The sequence below is a fragment of the Arthrobacter sp. R1-13 genome (genome assembly GCF_054161475.1).
In genome coordinates, this window is the sequence record NZ_CP096420.1 from 2,294,720 (window position 1) to 2,317,791 (window position 23,072).

Below are 23,072 nucleotides of genomic sequence, written 5' to 3' on the forward strand. Positions count from 1 at the left end.
CCGGCGTCCGGCCCTCAGCCATCAATCACGTAGAATTGAGGCACTATGGCGAAATCCCCTGATTCCAGCAACACCACTCCGGCATCCTCCGATGAGCCGAAACGTGGCCTCTTTTCACGTAAGCCCAAAGTAGCGAAGGTCAAGAAGCCAAGCCGTCTGAAGCAGATCGGCGAGGTCTTCCAAATGACCCGGCGCCACGACCCCATGGTGCCGTGGCTGATGCTGCTGGTATTCCTTGGCGTCGTCGCTGTCAGCTTCCTGGTCGGTTTCTGGCTGGAGAACTGGGTTACCGGACTCATCATCGGCATCCCTCTTGGTCTGCTGGGGGCAACGCTGATCCTGTCCCGCCGCGCCGAGCGCGCGGCGTTTGCACAGATTGAGAACCAGCCCGGAGCGTCGGGGGCCGCCTTGGGCACACTCAAGCGCGGATGGATCACAGAAGAGCAGCCGGTAGCTGTTAACCCCAGGACGCAGGATGCTGTCTTCCGGGCCATTGGGCGCCCGGGCGTCGTGTTGGTCAGCGAAGGGCCCACTCATCGTGTGAAGCCGCTGATCGAGGCCGAGCGTAAGAAGCTCGCACGCATTCTTCCCAACGTTCCTGTCCACGTGATCCAGAGCGGCCGGGGCGAGGGTCAGGTCCCCCTCAGCGAAGTCGCCAAGAAAATGGGAAAGCTGAACAAGGAGCTCACCAAGATCGAGGTCAGCGCCGTATCGAAGCGGATTGGTTCGCTGGGAAACCGTCTCCCGATCCCGAAGGGTATCGATCCCTACAAAGCACGTCCTGACCGCAAAGCAGCACGCGGCCGCTAGCTGGACCGCAACGCCCCGGTAACGGCCAACTCGCCACAACCGGGGCGTTTCCTTTTGCCGCGGCAGCAACCTCTCGCCTGCCCCCTGAACGCGCCACCCTTGAATCGGAGAACCCGCACATGAAATTTCCCTCGAAACCTGCCGTAATCCGGATCTTCAAAATACTCGCGGTGGCGGAAGCTTTCAGCTGGGCTGCCCTGCTGATCGGAATGTTCCTCAAATGGGTGCTGAGAATTACCGAGCTGGGAGTTGAGATTGCCGGACCAATCCACGGCGGCCTGTTCATCGGCTACGGCATCGCCGCGCTGATCCTGTGGCGCCTGCAGCGCTGGCCGTTTCTCGTGGCGCTCTTCGCGGGACTTTCCGCGGTTCTGCCATTTGCCACGTTGGTGTTTGAACAATGGGCTGACCGTCGCGGTTACCTGACGGCTTCAGCGGAGACTTCCCCGGCAGCGGACGCACTCCAGGAAGCCGGAGTCTGATCGGCCACGCCGACGGCACATACTGGCACGCAAGCCTGCGGGGCCGGGAGGGCCGGCTTTACAGGCGGACGAGTACCGTATTCATCGCCTTGTCATGCAGGCCGCGCTGATCGGGGTCAAAAATTACTGCTGGAATAACCAGGCACAGCAGAAGGGCCCGGACCAGTGCCCGCAAGGGTCCCGCGGGCCCGCCGCCGAGCTTGGTGACGTGGATTCCGGCGATGCGGTGACCAATGCTGTAGCCCAGCGTGCCAACCAGCAGGATCTGCTCGGCGGCAAAGACGGCCAGAGTGGCCCAGGGATCACCCGCAAAGGCAAAGTTGCTGATGAGGAGGGCGATTCCCCAATCAATGCAGATGCCGAGGATGCGTCGGCCCGCCCGCGCAATGGAACCCGGGCCTGATTCGGGCAAATTAAGCCGTTCCCCCGGATATTTGGACGTTCCCGAAGTATCGGGCCCACTGAGCCATGAACCTATGTCTTTTCGATCAACCACTGAACAAGACTATCGGCTTCCCAGGCGCCGGGTGCTCCGCCCTCATCCCCGTGACACCATGGGCGCTCACAGTGTGGAAGCAGGTAGACCACACTGTGGACGCCCATTACCGTTTACATAGCAGGCGCTTCTGTAACCTGCCGGAAACAAAGCCGACACAGCAGAGAAATCCCTTATCCCTAGGGTGTTAACAGTTGCTAGCGAGCTATGAACGGGGACGGCGATTCGCTTTCCCCGCTGTTGTATTGCGCTGGACAGTTTGGCTTTCCAGCCAGTTATTCCACATGCATAAGGAGCATAGATGTTCAAGACTGCGGACGAAGTCCTCACGTTCATCCAGGACGAAGATGTTAAATTCGTTGATATCCGCTTCACCGACCTCCCTGGCGTCCAGCAGCACTTCAATGTGCCCGCCAAGAGCGTTGACGCTGACTTCTTCGTCAACGGGCAGCTCTTCGACGGGTCCTCCATCCGCGGCTTCCAGGGCATCGCAGAGTCCGACATGCAGCTCATCCCCGATGTCACCACCGCTTTCCTGGACACGTTCCGCATGGAGAAGACCCTTGCGTTGAACTTCTCCATCGTGAACCCGCGGACCGGAGATCCTTACCACCGCGACCCGCGTGGCGTGGCTGAAAAGGCCGAAGCCTACCTCGCCTCCACCGGCATTGCAGACACCGCGTTCTTTGCTCCCGAAGCCGAGTTCTTTGTGTTCGACAACGTCCAGTACCAGTCCACGCCCCAGGGCAGCTTCTACAAGATTGACTCTGAAGAGGCTCACTGGAACACCGGCCGTGAAGAAGAAGGCGGGAACCTGGGCAACAAAACCCCGGTCAAGGGCGGCTACTTCCCGGTTTCCCCCACCGACAAGCAGTCTGACCTCCGCGATGCCATGTGTATTGCACTTGATGAAGCAGGCCTTGAAGTCGAACGCAGCCACCACGAGGTCGGCTCGGCCGGTCAGGCTGAGATCAACTACAAGTTCACTACTCTGACTCACGCGGCAGATGACCTCCAGAAGTTCAAGTACGTCGTCAAGAACACCGCTGACGCCTGGGGCAAGTCAGTAACCTTCATGCCCAAGCCGGTCTTCGCGGACAACGGTTCAGGCATGCACTGCCACCAGTCCCTCTGGAACGATGGCGACCCGCTGTTCTACGACGAGAAGGGCTACGCGGGACTCTCGGACACCGCCCGCTGGTACATCGGTGGTCTGCTGAAGCACGCTTCTGCTGTCCTCGCCTTCACCAACCCGACGGTGAACTCCTACCGCCGCCTCGTCAAGGGCTTCGAAGCTCCTGTCAACATGGTGTACTCGCAGGGCAACCGCTCCGCTGGTATCCGTATCCCCATCACGGGCACCAACCCGAAGGCCAAGCGCATCGAGTTCCGCGCTCCGGACCCCTCGTCCAACCCCTACCTCGCATTCGCTGCCCAGCTGATGGCCGGTATCGATGGCATCCGCAACCGCATCGAACCGCCTGCTCCCATCGACAAGGACCTCTACGAGCTGCCGGCCGAGGAAGCCAAGGACATCCCGAAGGCTCCCGGCACGCTTGAAGAAGCACTGACCGCACTGGCCGAGGACAACGAGTTCCTGCAGGCCGGCGGCGTCTTCACCCAGGACCTGATCGACACCTGGATCGAATACAAGTACGAGAACGAAATCCGCCCGCTGTCGCTGCGCCCGAACCCCTACGAGTTCGAGCTCTACTACGGCGTGTAGCAGCATTACAGGGACTTGAACATGGTTCAGTCCGCAGAGAGTCCGCACGCGCTGCCGGCAACGGCAGCACGTGCGGACTTTCTTTTGTCTGAACCTCTTTGCCCTGACTCTGTGCGCTTCAGGGCCCTGACTCTTTGCGCTTTACGCGGATCGGGGGGAAGTCGTCGATGGCAAGCTCAGCGAGCTTCGCATAGATCGCCTGCATGTATCCTACGCTGTCTGCATGGACAAGGATGGACACCACCCGCGGGCCAATCCAAAGCTCCACCAGCAGATCTCCGTTGCTTCGCGTTACGAAAACATCTTCAGCCACCCAGGCCACACCACCCTTGATGCCAAACAGGGCTGTGGCACCCCTGTCCCTTTGAGCTCCACTCATGGGCCGAAGGTAAGTCACATCCCATAGTCGAAACACCAGTAACCTGTACGCGCGTTTATCCAGCCACAAGCCCACGGTACTCAGGTGATGAAGAGAATCAACCTGACGTATGTCCGCCACAAGGGGCCAGGGCAAGATTCAGCGGACGAACGCTCTGTACATGGTCCGCTGAGGGCCTGCTGCGCCGCCCAGATAAGCGCCCTGATCCTCAAACCCGGCTTTTTTGTAGGCGGCCTGTCCGGCGGGGTTGCCCTCATTCACTGAAAGTACGACGCCGGTCTCGCCGCCGCCCAGCCTCGCAGACAAACGCCCTGCTTCCTGGAAGGCCGCCTGGGCTGCGAGGGTGCCCAGGCCCCTTCCCTGGTCCTCCCTGCGGATGAGGAAGCCCCGAAGCAGCCAGGCGCTCTGATCGTCTGCCCAGCCAGCCAGCCGTGCCGCTCCCAGCTGAAGCGTCAGAACTCCGACCGCCCGGCCCTCGGATTCCACGATGTAGGGGAACCGGGACTCTTCTGCCAGCCCCATCAGCATCATCCGCAGCGGGTCTCCGACCAGGTCTGACTGACCCGGCGCCAATTCCAATTGGGCGGCTTCGGCGAGCTGAATGGCGCGCCCGTCTGCGTCGAGGCTCTTCAGGGGGATAAGCCAGACGAAAGCGTGCATGCCTATCAGGTTACCGAACGGGCGGCCTGTGCCGGCCGCCGTCGTCCGCGCTGGGAGCTATTCCTCCGCAGAGTCTGCGGGCGGACCGGCGGGGTCCATCCACATGACTTCCCAGAGATGGCCGTCCGGGTCCTGGAAGCTGTGGTTGTACATGAAGCCGTAGTCCTGGACCTCCTGGGATGGACTTCCACCGGCCGCAAGGGCCTTCCGCACGGTTTCGTCCACGGCTTCACGGCTGTCGACTGAGAAGGCCATGATGGCTTCAGTGGTCTCCGTACTGTCCGCGATGCTCTTGGACGTGAACGTCTTGAAGAAGCCCTCCACCAGGAGCATGACGAAGGCGTTGTCGTTGATGATCATGCAGGTGGCATTCTCATCCGTGAAATCCGGGTTGAAGGAGAATCCAAGCGCGCTAAAGAACTCGACGATCCGATTGAGGTCCTTGACGGGAAGATTCAGATAAATTTGGGTTGCCATCCGCTCAAACTAGCACCCTGAATTGTGCGTGTCAGCCCTTTCGCAGCCGCTGGCGGGCACCTAAGATGTCCTGGGAAACCGCTCGCCTACTGCCCGTAAAATATCCTCTCAAAGACTCCACGGGCGAGCCTGCTCACGCGCAGGTAGTCCTCTTCCAAGGCAGCGGCGTTGCCTGGCTGGTAACCGCACCAACGCGCCACTGCTTCAAGGTCGCGCCGGGACGAGGGCAGGAGGTCTGAGGCCCTGCCGTTCCAGATCACGTTTGCAGACCTGATCCGGCTCGCGAGCCGCCATGCCTTCAGCAGCAGTTCAGCGTCATTCTTTCCAATGAGCTCGAGGGACCCGGCGGCCTCCAGCGCTTTGATGGTGGAGGTGGTCCGGAGCCCGGGATGATGGGCGGCATGCTGCAGTTGCAGCAGTTGAACAAGCCATTCCACATCGCTCAACCCGCCGCGGCCTAGTTTGAGGTGCCTGGCCGGGTCCGCGCCCCTGGGCAGCCGCTCGGATTCGACACGGGCCTTCACCCTCCGGATTTCGCGGATGTCCTGCTCTGAAAGAGATTCCGGATAGCGAATGGGGTTGATGAGGCTCACGAAATCGGCGGCAAGTTCGTCGTCTCCTGCGATTGGCCGCGCCCGCAGCAGCGCCTGGGCCTCCCAGATCAGGGACCACCGGCGGTAATACTCCGCGTAGGAGTCCAGGGACCTGACCATCGCCCCGCTCTTACCCTCCGGACGAAGATCGGCGTCGACCTGCAGGACCCTCTCGGCCATAATCGCCGGCTTCAGCGGCTGAGTCAGGAGGCTGGAGATGTGCCCCACGATTTGGGCAGCCTGCAGCTGGGCTTCCTTTTCCGGAACGCCGGGCAAGCCCCGATGGACATACATGACGTCGGCATCGGAGCCATACCCGATCTCACGTCCGCCTTGGCGGCCCATGGCCACGACGAGGACTCTCGTCTTGAGCGGACCTTCGGAGGATACGATGCCTTCCGCCACCCGGAGCGCCCCGACGATAGCCGCCCGGTCTGTCTCAGCCAGCGCGACACTCACCTGGTCCTGGTCCAGGAGCCCTGCGCTGTCAGCGATTGCCGTGCGCAGGATTTCCCGTCGGCGGATCAGGCGGATCAGCCGCATGGCACTCTCCGGATCCGCATGCCTGGACATCTTGGAGGTGATTTCCAGCCACTGTGCATCGAAGCCAAGCGGTGTGAGGTCCTTTTCCGAGCCCAGCCAGGCCACGGATTCCGGCGAGACCTCCAGCAGGTCCGCGATCAGCCTGGAGTTGGACAGTACGTGGCAGAGCCTTTCGGCCGCGGCTGTGGAGTCTCGCAGCATGCCCAGATACCAATGAGTGGTACCGAGGCTCTCGCTGATGCGCCGGAAGCCGAGCAGGCCGGCGTCGGGATCAACTCCTTCGGCGAGCCATCCCAGGAGGATGGGCAGCAGATGGCGCTGGAGCGCCGCGCGGCGGCTGACCCCGGCAGTCAGGGCCTCGATGTGCCGCATGGCCCCCTGGGGATCGAGATAACCCAAGGCTGCAAGCCGTGCCTGGGCCGCCTCCGGTGAAAGGCGGGCATCTTCGCTGCTGAGCTTGGCCGCCGTGTTCAGAAGAGGCCGGTAGAAGATGCGATCGTGGAGTTCGCGGACTGACCGCTTGGTTTTGTGCCAGGCGGCCAGCAGCGTGTCGGGGTGCGGACGTTCCCGGGAAAAGGGACCAAGCATCGCCTTGGCCAGAGCCCTCAGCGCTTCCTCCCGCACTGGCATCAGGTGGGTGCGGCGCAATTGGAACAGTTGGATGCGGTGCTCAAGGACCCTCAGGTACCGGTAGGCATGGTCAAACCCCGCAGCGTCAGAGCGGCCAATGTAGCCACCAGCGGACAAAGCCGCGATGGCCGACGTCGTATCCCTGTGCCGGAGCGTCTCATCAGACTTACCGTGCACAAGTTGCAGAAGCTGCACGGTGAATTCGACGTCGCGCAGGCCGCCCCGCCCGAGCTTGATTTGCCGTTGTTCCTCTGCCGGCGGGATGTGCTCCGTAACCCTTCTGCGCATCGCCTGGACAGACTCGACAAAACCGTCACGTCCGGCCGAAGCCCAGATGAGCGGTGACACAGCCGCCTCATATTTCGCACCGAGCTCGGTGTCCCCGGCGATGGTCCGTGCCTTCAGGAGCGCCTGGAACTCCCAGCTCTGCGCCCACCGCGCATAGTAGCTCTCGTGGGACGCCAGAGTCCGCACGAGGGGACCTGATTTCCCCTCTGGCCGGAGGTTGGCGTCGACCTCCCACAATCCGGGTTCACGTCCCACCGAGGAAATGGCCCGTGATATTCCTGTGGCCAGGGCGGTGCCGATGGTGTTGGATCGGGCGTCATCCAAGGATCCGCCCTCGATGACGTAAATGACATCGACGTCGGAAATGTAGTTCAGTTCCCGCGCCCCGCACTTCCCCATCCCGATGACCGCAAGGCCCACGTTTGCGACGTCGGACGAGCCATACTGTTCCGCCGCTTCCGCCCGGGACACGGCGAGGGCGGCCTCGATAGCGGCACCGGCAAGATCGGCCAGTTCCCCTCCTGCAGCCGGCATGAAATCAAGCGGATCCGCTGCGCAGAGATCCTTGATCGCGAGATCCACTACTCCCCGGCGGTAGGCAGTGCGAAGCGCCTCATACGCCTCCGGCCCGGTCAGAGCCGCCACCGGCCGAGCCGACCTGGAGTCCGCCTGCACGGAGCGCAGCAGCCGCTCACGGAGTTCCGCAGCATCAGCGGCTGCCGGTTCAGGGCTGACCCTCACGTTGAAGGCGTCCAGATGCTCAGGATGACGGATCAGGAATTCCCCGAGGGCCTCCGAGGCACCGAGGACCCGGTAGAGGGCTTCACTGGTGTCCGGATCGCCGGAAGCAAGGGTTCTGAGCTCCGGATGCTTCTCAAGGAGACGAACAAGGGATTGAAGCGCAGTGTCCGGGCTGGCGGACAGCTGGAATCCGGCAAACAGGACGTCCGGGTGGATGCCTTCCAACTCCGGCATGGCCAGGAAGCGTTCGGCCTTTTCCAGGTCGCTGAAGCCGGTGGAAATCAGCCGACGGGCAAGGCTCATCGCGACGCCCTACAGAATACCGAGATTGCGCTGCAGCTCGTAGGGGGTCACCTGGAGACGGTAATCCTGCCACTCGGCTCGCTTGTTCCGGAGGAAGTACTCAAAAACCTGCTCCCCAAGGATCTGCGGCATCAGCTCTGAATCTTCCATGCTTCGGATGGCGTCGTGGAGGCTTGCGGGCAGAGGATCGTGTCCCATAGCGCGGCGTTCTGCAGAACTCAACGACCAGATGTCGTCCTCCGCCGCTGCCGGCAGTTCATACCCTTCTTCGATGCCCTTCAGTCCAGCCCCAAGCAGCACGGCGTACGCAAGGTAGGGGTTGGCAGCGGAGTCTATTCCGCGGTACTCGATCCGTGCGGACTGGCCTTTTCCGGGTTTGTACAAGGGAACCCGCACCAGGGCCGAACGGTTGTTGTGGCCCCAGCTGAGGTAGCTGGGCGCTTCTCCCCCGCCCCAAAGCCGCTTGTAGGAGTTGACGAACTGGTTGGTGATCGCCGTGAATTCCGGCGCATGCTTGAGGATTCCCGCGATGAACTGACGGGCCGTTTTGGACAGCTGGAACTCTGCACCGGCTTCATAAAAAGCGTTGGTATCGCCTTCAAACAGTGAAAAGTGCGTGTGCATGCCGGAACCCGGGTGATCGGTGAACGGCTTGGGCATGAACGTGGCGTAGGTACCCTGCTGCAGGGCTACTTCCTTGATGACGGTCCGGAAGGTCATGATGTTGTCAGCGGTCTGCAGGGCGTCGGCATACCGAAGGTCGATTTCGTTCTGCCCCGGACCTGCTTCGTGGTGGCTGAACTCGACCGAGATCCCCACCGATTCCAGCATCGTCACGGCGGTGCGCCTGAAGTCCTGCGCCACGCCGCCCGGGACGTGGTCAAAGTACCCGCCCTCATCCACTGGTACGGGAGCACCGTCGGGGCCAGGCTCCTGGGACTTGAGGAGATAGAACTCGATCTCGGGATGGGTGTAGCAGGTAAAGCCCATGTCCGCTGCCTTGGCGAGCGTGCGTTTGAGGACGTTACGCGGATCGGCGGCTGAAGGTTCGCCGTCGGGCGTCAGGACATCGCAGAACATTCTTGACGTCTGCTCAGTCTCACCACGCCACGGCAGGATCTGGAAGGTTGAAGGATCCGGCTGGGCCAGCATGTCTGATTCGAAAACACGGGCGAGGCCTTCGATTGCTGACCCGTCAAAACCCAGGCCTTCCTCAAAGGCCCCCTCAACCTCAGCCGGAGCCAGAGCCACAGATTTAAGCGAACCCACGACGTCGGTGAACCAGAGACGCACGAATCGAACGTCACGTTCTTCGATCGTCCGCAGGACAAACTCTTGCTGGCGGTCCATGATGGCCTCTTCTCCGGTTCAACGTGCGTGCCCCGGGTGTCTCGGAAGCCGGCGGCAGTCTCACGATTCACTTTACTAAGCATTCCGGCCTGATGCGGGAGCCAGTGCCCCGCGTAACACAGCGTTAACACGGAGAGCCTTTATAAGTCACCGATTCGGGGTGTAAGCCGGGTATTCCCGGCCTCGCTAACCGCACTCAGCGCGCCAGGTGTGACTCTTTTCACCTGTCTGGCGGCTACGGGCCAGTAGCTAGGACGCTTGGTATCGCATTACGCTCTAGCCATGGCCACAAGCAACAGCTCCGATTCCAGCATGCCCGCAGAAGTACCTGCCCCTTACGGAAACGGGCCTGTCCCCGCTGTCGGGCCAACTGCGGAGACGGCTCCCAAGCGGCTTCCGAAGGTCCGGACCCATCACCTGCAGCAGGCCAAGAACGAAGGCCGGCGCTTTGCCATGCTCACTGCCTACGAGCAGTACACTGCGGAGATTTTTGATGAAGCCGGCATCGAAGTACTCCTGGTAGGTGACTCCGCGTCAAACAACGTTTTTGGAAACGAAACCAGCCTTCCCGTGACCGTGGATGAGCTCCTCTCGCTCTGCCGTGCCGTTGCGCGCTCCGCAAAGCGTGCCCTTGTGGTGGCTGACCTTCCGTTCGGCAGTTACGAAATTTCTCCCCAGCAGGCTGTAGCTACCGGCGTCCGCTTCCTCAAGGAAGGGCTTGCCCATGGCGTAAAGATTGAGGGCGGGAAGTTCTACGCTGAAACAGTGCGGGCCATGGTTCAGGCCGGAATACCGGTTATGGCGCACATTGGCTTTACACCCCAAAGCGAGCATGCGTTGGGTGGCTACCGGGTGCAGGGGCGTGGCGACGACGCAAAGCGCCTCATCGAGGATGCAACTGCTTTGGCCGAGGCCGGCGCCTTCTGTGTACTCATGGAAATGGTGCCCGCCGACACGGCCGCCGCCGTAGACGCGGCAGTGGACGTACCGACCATCGGCATCGGTGCCGGCAATGCCACCACGGGTCAGGTCCTTGTGTGGCAGGACATGGCCGGGTTGCGGGGCGGCCGGATGGCCAAATTTGTCAAGCAGTACGCGGACCTCCGCACTACCTTGAGCGATGCAGCCCGTGCGTACGGTGAAGACGTCCGCTCCGGCCAATTCCCCGGGCCGGAGCACAGCTTCTAGCCGGGGCGTTCAGTCCTCTTCGTCCTTCTCCCACGCTTCGTTACGGGCCCGTACTTTCTCCAGCGCGTGTTCGGCCTCTTCGCGCGTCTTGTACGGGCCAATCAGCTGGCTCCAGTCAGACATCGCGTCCTCTTCCACCTCGTGGGTGTTGACGTTGTACCAGTACTCGGTCATGGTTCCTTCCCTGCATCCGCTCCACGTGGCTCCAATGCTTCGTGAGCCCTGTAACTTGATCGGCTGAGGCTTCGCTGACTGTTCGGTTCCGTTTCCGGTTCTGTTACATTGCCGATTCTGTTACTTGGCCCACGACGGCGCCTTATATGATCAATCTATGCCTTCCCTAGCCTCGACTGCACCCATCGGCACCCTCATACCGGGAACCGTGAGTCCCCAACTGCCGGTTCCCGCGTCGATCCCCCGGCCCGAGTATGTGGGGAAGCCCGGGCCTGCGAAGTTCACGGGTTCGGAGATTAAATCCGCTGAGACCATCGAGAAGATCCGCGTTGCCAGCCGCATTGCTGCGCGGGCCATCGTCGAGGTGGGCAAGCATATCCGGCCAGGTGTCACCACCGATGAGCTGGACAGAGTTGGCCACGAGTTCCTTCTTGATCATGGTGCTTACCCCTCAACACTGGGCTACCGCGGTTTTCCCAAGTCCCTATGCTCCTCGCTTAATGAAGTCATCTGCCATGGGATCCCTGACAGCACCCGCGTTCAGGACGGGGACATCCTCAATATCGATATCACCGCCTACATCGACGGCGTCCACGGCGATACCAACTACACCTTCCTCGTGGGCGACGTCGACGAGGAATCACGGCTTCTGGTGGAACGTACGCAGGAATCGCTAAACCGGGCCATCAAAGCTGTCGCCCCGGGCCGTGAGATTAATGTCATCGGCCGGGCCATCCAGTCCTATGCAAAGCGGTTCGGCTACGGTGTCGTTCGGGATTTCACCGGCCATGGCGTCGGTGAAGCCTTCCACACAGGCCTCATCATTCCGCACTACGACGCCGCTCCCGGCTATAACACAGTGATCGAGACCGGCATGGTGTTCACCATCGAGCCGATGCTCACTCTGGGGACTGTGGAGTGGGACATGTGGGAGGACGACTGGACAGTAGTGACCCGCGATCGGAAACGCACCGCACAGTTTGAACACACGCTCCTGGTGACTGAGACCGGCGCGGAAATCCTCACACTCCCCTGATAGCCCAGTACCACCTCAGCCGCCGAGCTGATCCCCTAGCCCGCAACCTGCCACGAACGGAAGCCCATTGGCCAAGAAGGACGCTAAAACCGTGAAAAATGCCCCGCTGATCGGAATCGACATTGGGGGCACCGGAATCAAGGGCGGAGTCGTCGACCTGAAGAAAGGCAAACTCCTGGGCGAACGGGTTCGGATCCCCACACCCCAACCGGCCACACCGGCCGCGGTTGCCGAAGTGGTGGCCCAGGTGGTCCAGGAACTCGCCACCCAGCCCCACGCCCCGGCCCCGGACTCCCCCGTGGGTGTCACCTTTCCCGGCATCATCCAGCACGGGATGGTGCTGTCGGCAGCCAACGTTGATAAGTCCTGGCTCAATACCGATATCGACGGCATGCTGACTGCGCGCCTGGGACGGCCCGTGGAAGTGATCAACGATGCTGACGCGGCCGGCCTTGCCGAAGCCCGCTTTGGAGCCGGTGAAAACGTCAAGGGCACGGTCCTGGTCATCACGCTGGGTACCGGAATCGGTTCAGCATTCATCTTCGACGGGAAACTGGTCCCCAACGCCGAACTGGGGCACCTGGAGATCGATGGCTTTGACGCCGAAACGAAAGCCTCTGCTGTCGCACGTGAAAGGGATGGACTGAGCTGGGAAGAGTACAGCGTGCTGCTGCAGCGGTACTTCTCCCACGTCGAGTTCCTCTTTTCCCCGGAACTCTTTATTGTCGGCGGCGGAATCTCCAAGCGGGCGGATGAATACCTGCCAAGGCTGAAACTGCGCACCCCGATCGTTCCCGCGGTGTTGAAGAATGACGCAGGGATTGTTGGCGCAGCGGTTGAAATCGCACTGAAGCACAAGCTCGTCAAGTAGGGGCCGGCGGCGGCCGCGGCTTCCCCTCCGCGGCCACCACCGGAGTCTAAAGCTGGCTGGTCTCCGTGCTCTTCCCCTGAGCGCTTTTCGCTTCCACTTCCGCTTCATGGCGGAGCAGCGAAATGGCGGACTCGAAGTCCTCCAGGGATTCAAACGCCTGATACACGCTTGCGAACCGCAGGTAGGCCACCTTGTCCAGCTTCTGAAGGGGGCTCAGGATCGCAAGACCAACTTCGTGCGCGTCGATTTCGGCTGCGCCGGATGCGCGGATGGTCTCCTCGACTTCCTGCGCCAGCATGGCCAGGTCATCCTCGGTGACAGGACGGCCCTGGCAGGCTTTGCGAACGCCGTTGATGACTTTGCTCCGGCTAAAGGGCTCGCCGACACCGGAGCGCTTGATCACGGACAGGCTTGTTGTCTCCACTGTCGTGAAGCGGCGGCCGCATTCAGGGCATTGGCGACGACGGCGAATGGCAGAACCGTCGTCGGCCATCCGGCTATCGACCACGCGGGAATCAGGGTTACGGCAAAACGGACAATACACGTTTGGTTCTCCCCTCGTCCGCCTTCAGTTTACGACTACATCTAGCGGAATAACAAGGCTGTAATTACTACATATGGTAAAAGCAAGGGCAATCGGCCGCCTGCTTTTGCTTTTTGGACTAATCCGCGAAACGCGCTGTTACCGCCTGGCCGTGGGCGGGGAGGTCTTCTGCATCCGACAGGCTAAGGATGTGGCCACTGACATCGCGCAGTGCTGATTTGCTGTAATTGATCACTTGGATAGCACGCAGGAAAGTGGTGACGTTGAGGCCGGAAGAGAACGCGGCCGTGCCGCTGGTCGGAAGGACGTGGTTTGATCCTGCACAGTAATCACCAAGGCTCACCGGGCTGAAATCTCCCACGAAGATGGCCCCCGCGTTGCGGATACGCGCCGCTACAGATGCAGCGTCCTCCGTCATGATCTCCAGGTGCTCGGCAGCGTAAGCGTCACAGACGGCGATGCCTTGTCCGATGTCGTCGACCAGAACCACTCCGGACTGGGGACCCGAGAGCGCCTTACGCACACGGTTGCTGTGCTTTGTGGCAGCGACCTGCAATGCAAGCTCTGCACGGACTGCGGCGGCGAGGGGTTCGGAATCAGTGATCAGCACGGAAGCGGCCTTGGGATCGTGTTCCGCCTGGCTGATCAGGTCCGCTGCCACCAGGGCCGGAGTAGCACTGGCGTCTGCGAGGATGGCGATTTCCGTGGTTCCGGCCTCGGAATCAATCCCGACTACCCCCTTCACCAGGCGCTTTGCTGTAGCCACGAAGATGTTTCCAGGCCCGGTCACCACATCTACCGGATCGAGTGCAGGCCCTGTGGACCCGCCGGGAATTCCGTAGGCGAACGCGGCGATGGCCTGGGCACCACCGATGGCATACACCTCGTCGATGCCCAACAGGGCAGCTGCCGCAAGAATAGTGGGGTGCGGGAGCCCACCGAAATCCTTCTGGGGTGGCGAGGCCAGGGCTATTGACTCGACTCCTGCCGCCAGCGCGGGCACAACGTTCATGATCACCGAAGAGGGGTAGACGGCAAGACCGCCCGGAACATAAAGGCCCACCCTGGCAACCGGAACCCAGTTCTGGCTTACGACCGCCCCCTCGCCAAGCTCGACGTCGATACTGGCCGGCCGTTGGGCTTCCGCAAACCGGCGTGCCCTGCTAATAGACTCCTGGAGAGCGGACCTGACCTCAGGATCAAGGTTCTCCAGTGCGCGTTGCAGTTCTTCCGCCGGGACCCTCGGATGACGCTGCTCAACGCCGTCGAATAACCTGGCCAGGTCCCTGAGGGCATCAAATCCCCTGCTGCGGACGTCGCTGATGATTTCCAGTACCTTCTGCTCAGCGTCGTCGGCAGTGCTGCCCTGCGCACGCGGCATGGCCGTACGCAACTCGGCCAAGGAGAGAACCTGACCCCGGAGATCAACGCTGCGGAAATTCAGCGTCGGCGAAGGGGCGCTCTGGGTGGTGTCTGGAGAAGAGGTCACCCGAACATTTTACGGGCTAACTCCGGCGGGGCCGCGCCGCCGACAGGACGAAGACACAAAGGCAACCAAAAGCGTCAGTCAGCGATCTCTGCCGGCCGGCGCATAAGACTCACGAGATTGACGACAAAGACCGACAGCGCTGTGGCGGCCGGCCACACAAGAAGCACCGGGTAGGCCCGCAGCGAGAAAGCGATGCTTGGATTAGCTGATGCATCCTCTGCCGTTCCCCACCACTCTGCTGCGAGGATCCCCACCCGCCAGGCGATCACCGATGCAACCGCTCCGCAAAGCACAGCGATCACTATGTTCCGGACTGTCGGCCCGTCCTTTCCGGAAATCAGTACTCCGGTCATGCACCCGCCCAAGAGGAGGAGCCCGGCCAGGACCAGGTCCCGGGGCAGCCATCCGGTGGTGTTCATCCCGGATGCCAGCCCGGGATCTCCGCTCAGGAGATTAAGGCCGCTGGGGGCAAGCAGCCACCAGGCGACGCCGAGCGGGATCCCGGCAAGCAGGATGAGCGCCGGCGCGATGACCGCGGTCCACCTACGGGGAGCGGTGCGGGGCGTCGCTGGCTGTTTCATGAGGGAAACGCTAACAAAGGATCGCCCTTCTATAACAACCGGGGAGCGGCCGGCACCGGCGGAACGATCCCCCGCAGCGCCGGATAGGCTGGGAACCGGGATTTTTACGTTCAGAAGCAGGGAGTTCGATCACAGTGGCCCCAAATGAGGCAGCCTTCGAGGGCATGTTCCGGGAAATGTTCCGCCGCCACGCTGCCGGTGTGTCCATTATCACCGTCAATTACAACGGCGTTCCGTTCGGTTTCACGGCAACGTCAGTCGCTTCGCTCTCGGCCAAGCCGCCCCGTTTCACCTTCAACATGGCCCGCAGCTCCAGTTCCTGGCCCGCGGTGGCGAACACTTCGCATATCGGGCTGCATATGCTCGGACTTGAAAACCAGCCCCTCGCTGACCGGTTCGCACGAACCAAGGACCGCTTCGAGGGCGACCACTGGGCGCTCGGACCACACGACGTGCCTATTCTGAAGGATGTGACGGGCTGGCTGATCGGCAAGATCCAGATGCGGCTCTCCTTCGAGAACAACGCCGTAGTGGTCGTTGAGGTCGTGGACGGCCAGGTGGGCGAGGATGGCTCGCCGCTGCTCTACCACTCGGGCGGATATGGCCAGCCCGTCCCCCTGGATTATGAGATCTGATTCGGACTGACTCGGCACTAGTTGTCCAGGCAGGTTGGCCCCAGTAGCACCTTCAGGTCCCCGAACAACGACGGCGTCGGGTTGACCCGGAGATGAACCGGCAGGCCCATCACCTCTACCCTTGTATCCCCCTGGAGCAGCAGCCGGACCTCGGACGTTCCGCGGTGGGTTCGCAACACATCGCCGAGTTCGGTGACGACAGCTTCGGTTGCTTTATGGGTCTGCATGGTGATGACAACGGGACCGTTCATGTTATCGCTGAGGTCCGGGACGGACAGCTCCATGCAGTTCAGCGTGACAGCACCGTCGTCGCGTTTCTGCAGCCGGCCCTTGACCACAACGATCAGGTCTTCGGCGAGCACTGAGGCGATGGGGCCGTATACCTGGCCAAAGAACATCACCTCCATGGATCCGCCAAGGTCCTCCACTTCGGCGCGGGCGTAGGCATTTCCACTGGCTTTGGCTATGCGCCTGCTCAAAGACGTGATCATGCCGGCGATAGTGATGATGGCGCCGTCGTTGGGTCCGTCCTCACCGATCACTGATGTGATGGTCTGGTCGGCGTGCTGGCTCAACAAGCCCTCCAGGCCCTGCAAAGGGTGATCCGAGACGTAAAGGCCCAGCATGTCTCGTTCAAAGGAGAGCTTGTCCTTCTTTTCCCATTCCGGCAGGTCAGGAATCTCGGTGGTGAGGGACGCTTCCGGCTCCTGGTCCTCGAAGCCGGCAAAGAGGTCGAACTGGCCTATCGCCTCGTTGCGCTTCAGTGTGATGACGGAATCGATGGCCTCTTCATGAATCATGGCCAGTGCTCGGCGTGGATGCCCCAGCGAGTCAAACGCCCCGGCCTTGATCAGCGACTCAATGGTCCGCTTGTTGCACACAATGGCCGGAACCTTGAGCAGATAGTCCTTGAATGAGGTGAAGGCACCCTCTGCTTCCCGGGCAGCCACCATGGCCTCAACCACGTTGACACCAACGTTGCGGATGGCGGCCATGCCAAAGCGGATGTCCGTCCCCACGGGGGTGAAGTTAACGCTGGACTCGTTGACGTCCGGGGGAAGCACAGTGATGCCCATCTTCCGGCATTCGTTCAGGTACATCGCCAGTTTGTCCTTGTCATCACCAACGCTCGTGAGCAGGGCAGCCATGTACTCAGCCGGGTGATGGGCCTTGAGATAGGCCGTCCAGTAGGAGATCACCCCGTACGCGGCGGTGTGTGCCTTGTTGAAGGCGTAGTCGGAGAAGGGAAGCAGGATGTCCCACAAGGCTTTAATGGCGGCGTCAGAATAGCCGTTGTCACGCATGCCCTGGGAGAAGCCTTCGAACTGCTTGTCCAGTTCTTCCTTCTTCTTCTTACCCATCGCGCGCCGGAGGAGGTCTGCCTGGCCCAAGGAGTATCCGGCTACCTTCTGGGCGATGGCCATGACCTGCTCCTGATACACAATCAGGCCGTGCGTGGTGCCCAGGATTTCCGCCAGCGGCTCTTCGAGCTCTGCGTGGATGGGCGTGATCTCCTGGAGCCCGTTCTTACGCAATGCGTAGTTGGTGTGCGAGTTGGCACCCATTGGTCCGGGCCGATAGAGCGCCAGCACGGCCGAGATATCTTCGAAGTTGTCCGGCCGCATGAGCTTGAGAAGCGACCGCATGGGCCCGCCGTCGAGCTGGAAAACACCGAGAGTGTCACCGCGGGCCAGAAGTTCGTAGGAGGCCTTGTCCGTGAGCTCAAGGTCCTCCAGCACGAGGTCAATGCCCTTGTTGAGCTTGATGTTCTCCACGGCGTCGGTGATGATCGTCAGGTTCCTCAGCCCGAGGAAGTCCATCTTGATCAGGCCGAGGCCTTCACACGTGGGGTAATCGAACTGCGTGATGACCTGGCCGTCCTGCTCCCGGCGCATGATCGGGATGATGTCGATCAAAGGGTCCGAGGACATAATGACGCCGGCAGCGTGTACGCCCCACTGCCTCTTCAGCCCTTCAAGTCCCAGGGCCATTTCGAAGACCTTCTGGGAGTCGGCGTCCGACTTCAGGAGCTCGCGCAGCTCATCCGCTTCCGAATAACGCTTGGCTTCAGGATTGTGCACATCGGCGAGGGCGATGCCCTTGCCCATTACATCCGGGGGCATGGCCTTGGTCAGCCGTTCGCCGGTGGAAAAGGGATAGCCCAGGACACGTGAGGAGTCCTTCAGCGCCTGCTTGGCCTTGATGGTGCCGTAAGTGACAATCATGGCCACGCGCTCATCACCGTACTTCTCAGTGACGTACCTGATAACCTCGGACCGCCGCCGATCATCGAAGTCAACGTCGAAGTCGGGCATGGATACGCGGTCCGGGTTGAGGAACCGCTCGAAGATCAGGCTGTGCTCCAGCGGATCGATGTCCGTGATCCTCATGGCATAGGCTGCCATTGAACCTGCACCGGAACCGCGGCCGGGACCCACCCGGATGCCGTTGTTCTTTGCCCAGTTGATGAAGTCGGCCACCACCAGGAAGTAGCCGGGGAACCCCATCTGCACAATAACGCCGACCTCGTAGTCGGCCTGCTTGCGGACGGCATCGGGGATGCCCTTCGGGTACCGGTACTGCAGCCCGGCTTCGACTTCCTTAACGAACCAGGATTCCTCGTTCTCACCTTCAGGAACGGGGAACCTTGGCATGAAGTTGGCCTTGGTATTGAACTCGACATCGCACCGTTCCGCGATCAACAGGGTGTTGTCGCAGGCCTCCGGGTGGTCGCTGAAGATGGCCCGCATCTCCTGCGGAGACTTCAGGTAGAACTCGTCGGCGTCGAACTTGAAACGTTTGGGATCGGCCATGGTGGAACCCGACTGGACGCACAACAGTGCCGCGTGGCTGGCTGAGTCCTCTGCATGCGTGTAATGCAGGTCGTTGGTGGCCACCATGGGCAGGCCGAGTTCCTTGGCGAGCTTGATGAGGTCGCCCTGGATGGCCCGTTCGATGTCGAGGCCGTGGTCCATCAGTTCGCAGAAGAAGTTCTCCGCACCGAAAATGTCCCGGAAATCCGATGCCGCCTGCTTGGCTTCCTGGTACAGGCCCAGCCTGAGTTTTGTCTGGACTTCGCCGGAGGGGCATCCAGTAGTGGCGATCAGCCCCTGGCCGTAGGTCTGTAGCAGGTCCCGGTCCATGCGCGGCTTGTACAGATAGCCTTCCAGCGATGCCAGCGAGGACATACGGAACAGGTTGTGCATGCCTTGGGTGCTTTCGGCCCACAGGGTCATGTGGGTGTACGAACCTGCGCCTGACACGTCATTGCGGCCGCCATCGCCCCAGCGCACACGGGTTTTGTCCTGGCGTGCCGTACCCGGTGTCAGGTAGGCCTCCACGCCGATGATGGGCTTCACTCCCGCATTGCGGGCCTTATTCCAGAAGTCGAAGGCTCCGAAAACGAATCCATGGTCGGTGGTAGCCAGGGAGTTCATCCCCAGTTCCTTGGTGTGGCTGAAGAGGTCGCCAAGCCGGGCGGCACCGTCCAGCATCGAATACTCGGTGTGGTTGTGGAGATGGACAAACGAGTCGTTGCTGGAAGTCACCGAATCATTCTAGTGCCGACGTCGGACAACCTGCTTCAGGCTTGGCCCGAATCCAGGATCTCCAGGGCGTGAGCCAGGTCCTGCGGATATTCGCTGGTCACAGTGACACGATCCCCCGTCCGGGGATGATCGAACCCAAGCTGGCGGGCGTGCAGCCACTGACGGGTCAGCCCCAGGGAGGCCGCCAACCGGGGGTCGGCGCCGTATGTCAGATCGCCGGCGCAGGGGTGACGCAACGCCGAAAAGTGGACGCGGATCTGATGGGTGCGTCCGGTTTCGAGGTGGACTTCCACCAGCGAGGCCTTCCCGAACGCTTCGAGAACCTCATAGTGGGTGACAGAAGGACGCCCGTCCTCAATCACGGCGAAGCGCCAGTCGTGACCGGGGTGCCGGCCAATCGGTGCGTCGATGGTGCCGGCCAACGGGTCAGGGAGGCCCTGGACAACGGCATGGTAGACCTTGTCGACGGTTCGCTCCTTGAAGGCACGCTTCAAGGCTGTGTAGGCATCTTCGGTCTTCGCCACCACCATCACGCCGGACGTTCCGACGTCGAGTCGGTGGACGATACCGGTCCGCTCAGGAGCACCGGACGTGGAGATCCTGTAGCCGGCACCGGCCAGGCCACCCACGACTGTGGGACCGACCCATCCCGGAGACGGGTGGGCAGCGACTCCTACGGGTTTGTCGATGACCACAAAATCGTCGTCGTCCAGCAGGATTTTCAGGCCTTCCACGGATTCCTCCACGACTTCAAGGGGGTCCCGCCGTTCAGGCACGACGACGTCCAGCACGGTGCCGGGCGAGAGTTTGAGGGACTTTCCGACAGCTTTGCCTGCCGCCGTGACATTCCCCTCGGCGATGAGGGTGGCGGCCAGTGAGCGGGAGATGCCCATGAGCTTGGCAAGACCCGCATCTACACGAGTCCCGGCGAGCTCAAGGGGCACTATAACGCGTTCAGGCACTGTGATCCGTCGATTTTTTGGTGTTCGTGTGGATGTGGCGCGACCCGTCAAGGCCTATTCCCTTAAGGGTCAATATGCAGATGATTGCCACCGCGGAAACCACCGCCGAGTCAGCAATGTTGAAGATGGCGAAATTGGGCAACTGAATGAAGTCCACCACGTGCCCCATGGCAAACGAAGGTTCCCTGAAGAGCCTGTCCGTCAGGTTACCCAGTGCGCCCCCCAGCAGGAGCCCCAAGGCGAGTGCCCACCAGGCCGAACCCAACCGCCGGAGCTGGAAAAGGATGGCGATCGAGACCACGGACATGATGATGGTGAAAACCCAGGTTACGTTCTCGCCAATGGAGAAGGCGGCCCCGGAGTTTCGGATGTAGTACCAGTGAAGCAGCGGGGGAAGGACAGGGATGCGTTCGCCCTCTACCATCGTGCTGGTTACCCAGAGTTTGGTCAGCTGGTCAAAGACATAGGCGAATACAGCGAAACCGGCAAACAGGGACATCAGCCGCAGCCGTCGCGGCCTGGGCTTGGCAGGGGACGGTTGCGCAGCGTCAGGGGCGAGTTCGTCAGTCATGAGGGCTTTCATTCCGGTGCCAGCGAAGCGCTGGGAGACGGACCGCGGGTACGGACCTGTCAGGTGCTGTCGTGGGTTCGTGTCGATGGACTTAATGGAAAAACCGGCGGCCAAGGAATCCCCAGCCACCGGCTTTCAGAATACTTCTTACAACATTAGTTGTTGGCTTCGACTTCCGGCGCCGCCACAGAACCACGGGCATCCAAGTCGCGCAGCTGGCCTTCGATGTAGGCCTTGAGGCGTGAGCGATAGTCGCGTTCGAATCCACGGAGCTGCTCAACCTTGCGCTCCAGCACTGACCGCTGCTGCTCAAGTGCACCAAGGACCTTGCGGGACTTCTCCTGCGCGTCGTTGACGAGGCTGCTGGCTTCGATCTGTGCTTCCGCAATGATCTTGTCACGCTGCTGCTCACCGTCGGCAACGTGCTTGTCGTGCATCTGCTGAGCCATGGCCAGGAGCCCGGCAGCGGATTCAGCCGTTGGCGTGATGCCACCGGCAGCAGGAGCGGCTACGGGAACCGCTGCCAAAGCTGCAGCCTTCTCCAACTCCTGCTTGCGTGCGGCTTCAGCAGCCTTCGCCTCGGCTTCGGCCTTGGCGCGGGACTCTTCTTTGTCCGCCTTGACGGGGGCCGGAACCTTCTCTACGACGGGAGCCGCGACAGTCGACGTCGCAGGCGAGCCGGAACCGCCTTCTGCGAGCTTCTTACGAAGTTCGTCATTCTCCTGGTTCAGGCGCCGCAGTTCGACGACGATTTCGTCCAGGAAGTCGTCAACCTCGTCCTGGTCGTAGCCTTCGCGGAACTTGGTCGGCTGAAAGCGCTTGTTGACAACGTCTTCTGGCGTCAAAGCCATCTGGTCACCTCGTTGGTCTAGTTAGTCGGCGGCCTTCCGGCCGTCAAAACTACGGTACCTAAATATGGTCTCGTTCCTCTAATTCAACACGTCAGTGTCAAACCAGAGTTTTTTCACGGCTTAGTGACCCGTTTTCGGGGCCGCTTGCCAGCCGCAAGCTGTTATGAAAATTACGCGAAACCCCGGACGATTGCCATAGCGATGCTCACCGCAATGAACAACAGCAAAAATCCCAGATCCAGGGAGATCCCGCCAAGCCGCAAAGGCGGAATGAACCGCCGCAGGAGGTTCAGGGGTGGGTCTGTGATGGAGTACACACCATGGGCAGCCACAAGGGCGGCCCCACGGGGCCGCCATTCCCGGGCAAACATCTGGACCCAGTCAAAAACCAGGCGGATGATCAGCGCCACCAAAAAGAACAACAGAACCAGGTAGACAAGACCGAAAACAATTCCCATGAGCTAACTCATATCTCCATGTTCATTCCGGAAACCGAGGTGTCCTGTAGAAGTCGTCTTGTCTATTTCAGCACAGATGCCAGACAGGCGGACCTGTCCGGCACCGATAACAGGGCTGCTCTAGCTCTGGTTAAAGAAGCTGGCTTGGGTCTCGCTGGCCTTCTTGTCGTCCCCGATGACCTCGATGTATGAGGGCGACAGGAGGAAAACCTTGTTGGTGACCCGCTCGATACTCCCCCGAAGTCCAAAGACGAGGCCGGCAGAGAAGTCGACGAGCCGCTTGGCGTCGCCCTCCCCCATATCGGTGACGTTCATGATGACGGGGATGCCGTCACGGAAACTCTCACCGATGAGCTTGGCGTCGTTGTAGGACCGCGGATGGATTGTGGTGATCTGGCGGAGCCCGGAGCTTTCTTCGCGACTCGATGCCGCACGTTTAATAGGTGTCACTGGGGCACGGTACTCCTCTTCGGAGGCGTAGGACGCTTCCCGGGAGACCTCGCGGACAGGTGCCGGTGCGCGGCGTTCCTCGCGGTCATGCTCCATCGAATTGTCCTCACCCTTGTGCGATGTGTGATGCTCAGACTCGTAGTGTTCGTCGCCATCAGCGAGCCCAAGATAGATCATTGTCTTGCGCAGAGCGCCTGCCATGGTCGACTCCTATCGTGTCCGTCAGCGGGCAGCTC

At 61.2% G+C, this 23,072-nt stretch carries 23 protein-coding genes; 7 read left to right on the plus strand and 16 right to left on the minus strand.

Features of this window, described 5'->3' with window-relative positions:
* The first annotated feature begins 45 nt into the window (after nt 1-45).
* Both M1D88_RS10515 and M1D88_RS10520 read left to right on the plus strand, forming a co-directional pair.
* Nucleotides 46-810 carry a DUF4191 domain-containing protein gene (locus M1D88_RS10515; protein WP_458110846.1) on the plus strand — a complete coding sequence of 255 codons (765 nt, stop codon included), beginning with the start codon at nt 46-48 and terminating at the stop codon, nt 808-810.
* Nucleotides 811-929: 119 nt separating this feature from the next.
* Nucleotides 930-1,292: a DUF3817 domain-containing protein gene (locus M1D88_RS10520; RefSeq protein WP_458110847.1), complete on the plus strand. Its 363-nt coding sequence runs from the start codon at nt 930-932 to the stop codon at nt 1,290-1,292.
* 58 nt (nt 1,293-1,350) lie between these two features.
* Here the strand turns inward: M1D88_RS10520 and M1D88_RS10525 are convergent, their stop codons facing one another.
* On the minus strand, nt 1,351-1,788 hold the full coding sequence (locus tag M1D88_RS10525; RefSeq protein ID WP_458110848.1) for an RDD family protein: 438 nt from the start codon (nt 1,786-1,788) through the stop codon (nt 1,351-1,353).
* 301 nt (nt 1,789-2,089) lie between these two features.
* On the opposite strand from M1D88_RS10525, the gene glnA (M1D88_RS10530) reads away from it, so the two are divergent.
* Entirely contained in the window at nt 2,090-3,514 is a 1,425-nt protein-coding gene (gene glnA / locus M1D88_RS10530) for a type I glutamate--ammonia ligase (RefSeq protein WP_309105587.1), read from the plus strand.
* Nucleotides 3,515-3,632: 118 nt separating this feature from the next.
* Here glnA (M1D88_RS10530) and M1D88_RS10535 read toward each other — a convergent pair whose 3' ends face one another.
* The 5 genes from M1D88_RS10535 to glnA (M1D88_RS10555) all read right to left on the minus strand — a co-directional run bounded on the left by M1D88_RS10535 (nt 3,633) and on the right by glnA (M1D88_RS10555) (nt 9,478).
* Nucleotides 3,633-3,893, minus strand: coding sequence for a hypothetical protein (locus M1D88_RS10535; protein WP_458110849.1), 261 nt, complete (start codon nt 3,891-3,893; stop codon nt 3,633-3,635).
* A gap of 138 nt (nt 3,894-4,031) precedes the next feature.
* Nucleotides 4,032-4,553, minus strand: coding sequence for a GNAT family N-acetyltransferase (locus M1D88_RS10540; protein WP_458110850.1), 522 nt, complete (start codon nt 4,551-4,553; stop codon nt 4,032-4,034).
* 57 nt (nt 4,554-4,610) lie between these two features.
* Nucleotides 4,611-5,030 carry a VOC family protein gene (locus tag M1D88_RS10545; RefSeq protein ID WP_458110851.1) on the minus strand — a complete coding sequence of 140 codons (420 nt, stop codon included), beginning with the start codon at nt 5,028-5,030 and terminating at the stop codon, nt 4,611-4,613.
* Between the two features lie 86 nt (nt 5,031-5,116).
* The gene (locus tag M1D88_RS10550; protein ID WP_458110852.1) at nt 5,117-8,128 is read right to left on the minus strand and encodes a bifunctional [glutamine synthetase] adenylyltransferase/[glutamine synthetase]-adenylyl-L-tyrosine phosphorylase; all 3,012 of its coding nucleotides are present in this window, start codon (nt 8,126-8,128) and stop codon (nt 5,117-5,119) included.
* A gap of 9 nt (nt 8,129-8,137) precedes the next feature.
* On the minus strand, nt 8,138-9,478 hold the full coding sequence (glnA, locus tag M1D88_RS10555) for a type I glutamate--ammonia ligase (protein WP_247045066.1): 1,341 nt from the start codon (nt 9,476-9,478) through the stop codon (nt 8,138-8,140).
* 282 nt (nt 9,479-9,760) lie between these two features.
* On the opposite strand from glnA (M1D88_RS10555), the gene panB reads away from it, so the two are divergent.
* Nucleotides 9,761-10,666 (plus strand): 3-methyl-2-oxobutanoate hydroxymethyltransferase, encoded by a 906-nt coding sequence (gene panB, locus M1D88_RS10560; protein WP_458110853.1) that lies wholly within the window; start codon nt 9,761-9,763, stop codon nt 10,664-10,666.
* Nucleotides 10,667-10,675: 9 nt separating this feature from the next.
* On the opposite strand, the gene M1D88_RS10565 is transcribed toward panB, so the two are convergent.
* On the minus strand, nt 10,676-10,840 hold the full coding sequence (locus M1D88_RS10565) for an SPOR domain-containing protein (RefSeq protein WP_247045068.1): 165 nt from the start codon (nt 10,838-10,840) through the stop codon (nt 10,676-10,678).
* A gap of 157 nt (nt 10,841-10,997) precedes the next feature.
* On the opposite strand from M1D88_RS10565, the gene map reads away from it, so the two are divergent.
* Both map and ppgK read left to right on the plus strand, forming a co-directional pair.
* The gene (map, locus tag M1D88_RS10570) at nt 10,998-11,876 is read left to right on the plus strand and encodes a type I methionyl aminopeptidase (RefSeq protein ID WP_458110854.1); all 879 of its coding nucleotides are present in this window, start codon (nt 10,998-11,000) and stop codon (nt 11,874-11,876) included.
* A 67-nt stretch (nt 11,877-11,943) separates the two neighbouring features.
* The gene (ppgK, locus tag M1D88_RS10575) at nt 11,944-12,747 is read left to right on the plus strand and encodes a polyphosphate--glucose phosphotransferase (protein ID WP_458110855.1); all 804 of its coding nucleotides are present in this window, start codon (nt 11,944-11,946) and stop codon (nt 12,745-12,747) included.
* Between the two features lie 46 nt (nt 12,748-12,793).
* Here the strand turns inward: ppgK and nrdR are convergent, their stop codons facing one another.
* The 3 genes from nrdR to M1D88_RS10590 form a co-directional block, all read right to left on the minus strand.
* Complete coding sequence (gene nrdR, locus M1D88_RS10580) at nt 12,794-13,291, minus strand: transcriptional regulator NrdR (protein ID WP_458110856.1); 498 nt, start codon at nt 13,289-13,291, stop codon at nt 12,794-12,796.
* A 118-nt stretch (nt 13,292-13,409) separates the two neighbouring features.
* Nucleotides 13,410-14,780, minus strand: coding sequence for a histidinol dehydrogenase (hisD, locus tag M1D88_RS10585; RefSeq protein ID WP_458110857.1), 1,371 nt, complete (start codon nt 14,778-14,780; stop codon nt 13,410-13,412).
* Between the two features lie 74 nt (nt 14,781-14,854).
* Nucleotides 14,855-15,361, minus strand: a complete 507-nt coding sequence (locus M1D88_RS10590; RefSeq protein WP_458110858.1) for a hypothetical protein — start codon at nt 15,359-15,361, stop codon at nt 14,855-14,857.
* Between the two features lie 164 nt (nt 15,362-15,525).
* Between M1D88_RS10590 and M1D88_RS10595 the strand changes: the two genes are divergently transcribed.
* Nucleotides 15,526-15,996 carry a flavin reductase family protein gene (locus M1D88_RS10595; RefSeq protein WP_309105669.1) on the plus strand — a complete coding sequence of 157 codons (471 nt, stop codon included), beginning with the start codon at nt 15,526-15,528 and terminating at the stop codon, nt 15,994-15,996.
* Nucleotides 15,997-16,013: 17 nt separating this feature from the next.
* Here the strand turns inward: M1D88_RS10595 and dnaE are convergent, their stop codons facing one another.
* The 6 genes from dnaE to M1D88_RS10625 form a co-directional block, all read right to left on the minus strand.
* Entirely contained in the window at nt 16,014-19,544 is a 3,531-nt protein-coding gene (dnaE, locus tag M1D88_RS10600) for a DNA polymerase III subunit alpha (protein ID WP_458110859.1), read from the minus strand.
* A gap of 35 nt (nt 19,545-19,579) precedes the next feature.
* A complete protein-coding gene (locus M1D88_RS10605) occupies nt 19,580-20,506 on the minus strand; it encodes an RluA family pseudouridine synthase (RefSeq protein WP_458110860.1) in 927 nt (308 codons plus the stop codon).
* Entirely contained in the window at nt 20,499-21,077 is a 579-nt protein-coding gene (lspA, locus tag M1D88_RS10610; RefSeq protein ID WP_458110861.1) for a signal peptidase II, read from the minus strand. Before lspA ends, M1D88_RS10605 begins: the two co-directional genes overlap by 8 nt.
* Nucleotides 21,078-21,232: 155 nt before the next feature.
* Nucleotides 21,233-21,928: a DivIVA domain-containing protein gene (locus M1D88_RS10615; protein WP_458110862.1), complete on the minus strand. Its 696-nt coding sequence runs from the start codon at nt 21,926-21,928 to the stop codon at nt 21,233-21,235.
* A 170-nt stretch (nt 21,929-22,098) separates the two neighbouring features.
* Nucleotides 22,099-22,386, minus strand: a complete 288-nt coding sequence (locus M1D88_RS10620; protein ID WP_458110863.1) for a YggT family protein — start codon at nt 22,384-22,386, stop codon at nt 22,099-22,101.
* Nucleotides 22,387-22,506: 120 nt separating this feature from the next.
* Nucleotides 22,507-23,037 (minus strand): cell division protein SepF, encoded by a 531-nt coding sequence (locus tag M1D88_RS10625; protein ID WP_458110864.1) that lies wholly within the window; start codon nt 23,035-23,037, stop codon nt 22,507-22,509.
* Nucleotides 23,038-23,072: the final 35 nt, after the last annotated feature.

Bases quoted from the DNA above. Each gene is read 5' to 3' on its own strand.
- M1D88_RS10545 (WP_458110851.1), bottom strand. From the start codon at position 5,030: ATGGCAACCCAAATTTATCTGAATCTTCCCGTCAAGGACCTCAATCGG.
- M1D88_RS10565 (WP_247045068.1), bottom strand. From the start codon at position 10,840: ATGACCGAGTACTGGTACAACGTCAACACCCACGAGGTGGAAGAGGAC.
- M1D88_RS10520 (WP_458110847.1), top strand. From the start codon at position 930: ATGAAATTTCCCTCGAAACCTGCCGTAATCCGGATCTTCAAAATACTC.
- M1D88_RS10550 (WP_458110852.1), bottom strand. From the start codon at position 8,128: ATGAGCCTTGCCCGTCGGCTGATTTCCACCGGCTTCAGCGACCTGGAA.
- M1D88_RS10620 (WP_458110863.1), bottom strand. From the start codon at position 22,386: ATGGGAATTGTTTTCGGTCTTGTCTACCTGGTTCTGTTGTTCTTTTTG.
- M1D88_RS10595 (WP_309105669.1), top strand. From the start codon at position 15,526: ATGTTCCGGGAAATGTTCCGCCGCCACGCTGCCGGTGTGTCCATTATC.
- M1D88_RS10515 (WP_458110846.1), top strand. From the start codon at position 46: ATGGCGAAATCCCCTGATTCCAGCAACACCACTCCGGCATCCTCCGAT.
- lspA (WP_458110861.1), bottom strand. From the start codon at position 21,077: ATGACTGACGAACTCGCCCCTGACGCTGCGCAACCGTCCCCTGCCAAG.
- M1D88_RS10625 (WP_458110864.1), bottom strand. From the start codon at position 23,037: ATGGCAGGCGCTCTGCGCAAGACAATGATCTATCTTGGGCTCGCTGAT.
- M1D88_RS10590 (WP_458110858.1), bottom strand. From the start codon at position 15,361: ATGAAACAGCCAGCGACGCCCCGCACCGCTCCCCGTAGGTGGACCGCG.
- glnA (WP_247045066.1), bottom strand. From the start codon at position 9,478: ATGGACCGCCAGCAAGAGTTTGTCCTGCGGACGATCGAAGAACGTGAC.
- panB (WP_458110853.1), top strand. From the start codon at position 9,761: ATGGCCACAAGCAACAGCTCCGATTCCAGCATGCCCGCAGAAGTACCT.
- M1D88_RS10535 (WP_458110849.1), bottom strand. From the start codon at position 3,893: ATGAGTGGAGCTCAAAGGGACAGGGGTGCCACAGCCCTGTTTGGCATC.
- map (WP_458110854.1), top strand. From the start codon at position 10,998: ATGCCTTCCCTAGCCTCGACTGCACCCATCGGCACCCTCATACCGGGA.
- M1D88_RS10615 (WP_458110862.1), bottom strand. From the start codon at position 21,928: ATGGCTTTGACGCCAGAAGACGTTGTCAACAAGCGCTTTCAGCCGACC.
- M1D88_RS10540 (WP_458110850.1), bottom strand. From the start codon at position 4,553: ATGCACGCTTTCGTCTGGCTTATCCCCCTGAAGAGCCTCGACGCAGAC.
- glnA (WP_309105587.1), top strand. From the start codon at position 2,090: ATGTTCAAGACTGCGGACGAAGTCCTCACGTTCATCCAGGACGAAGAT.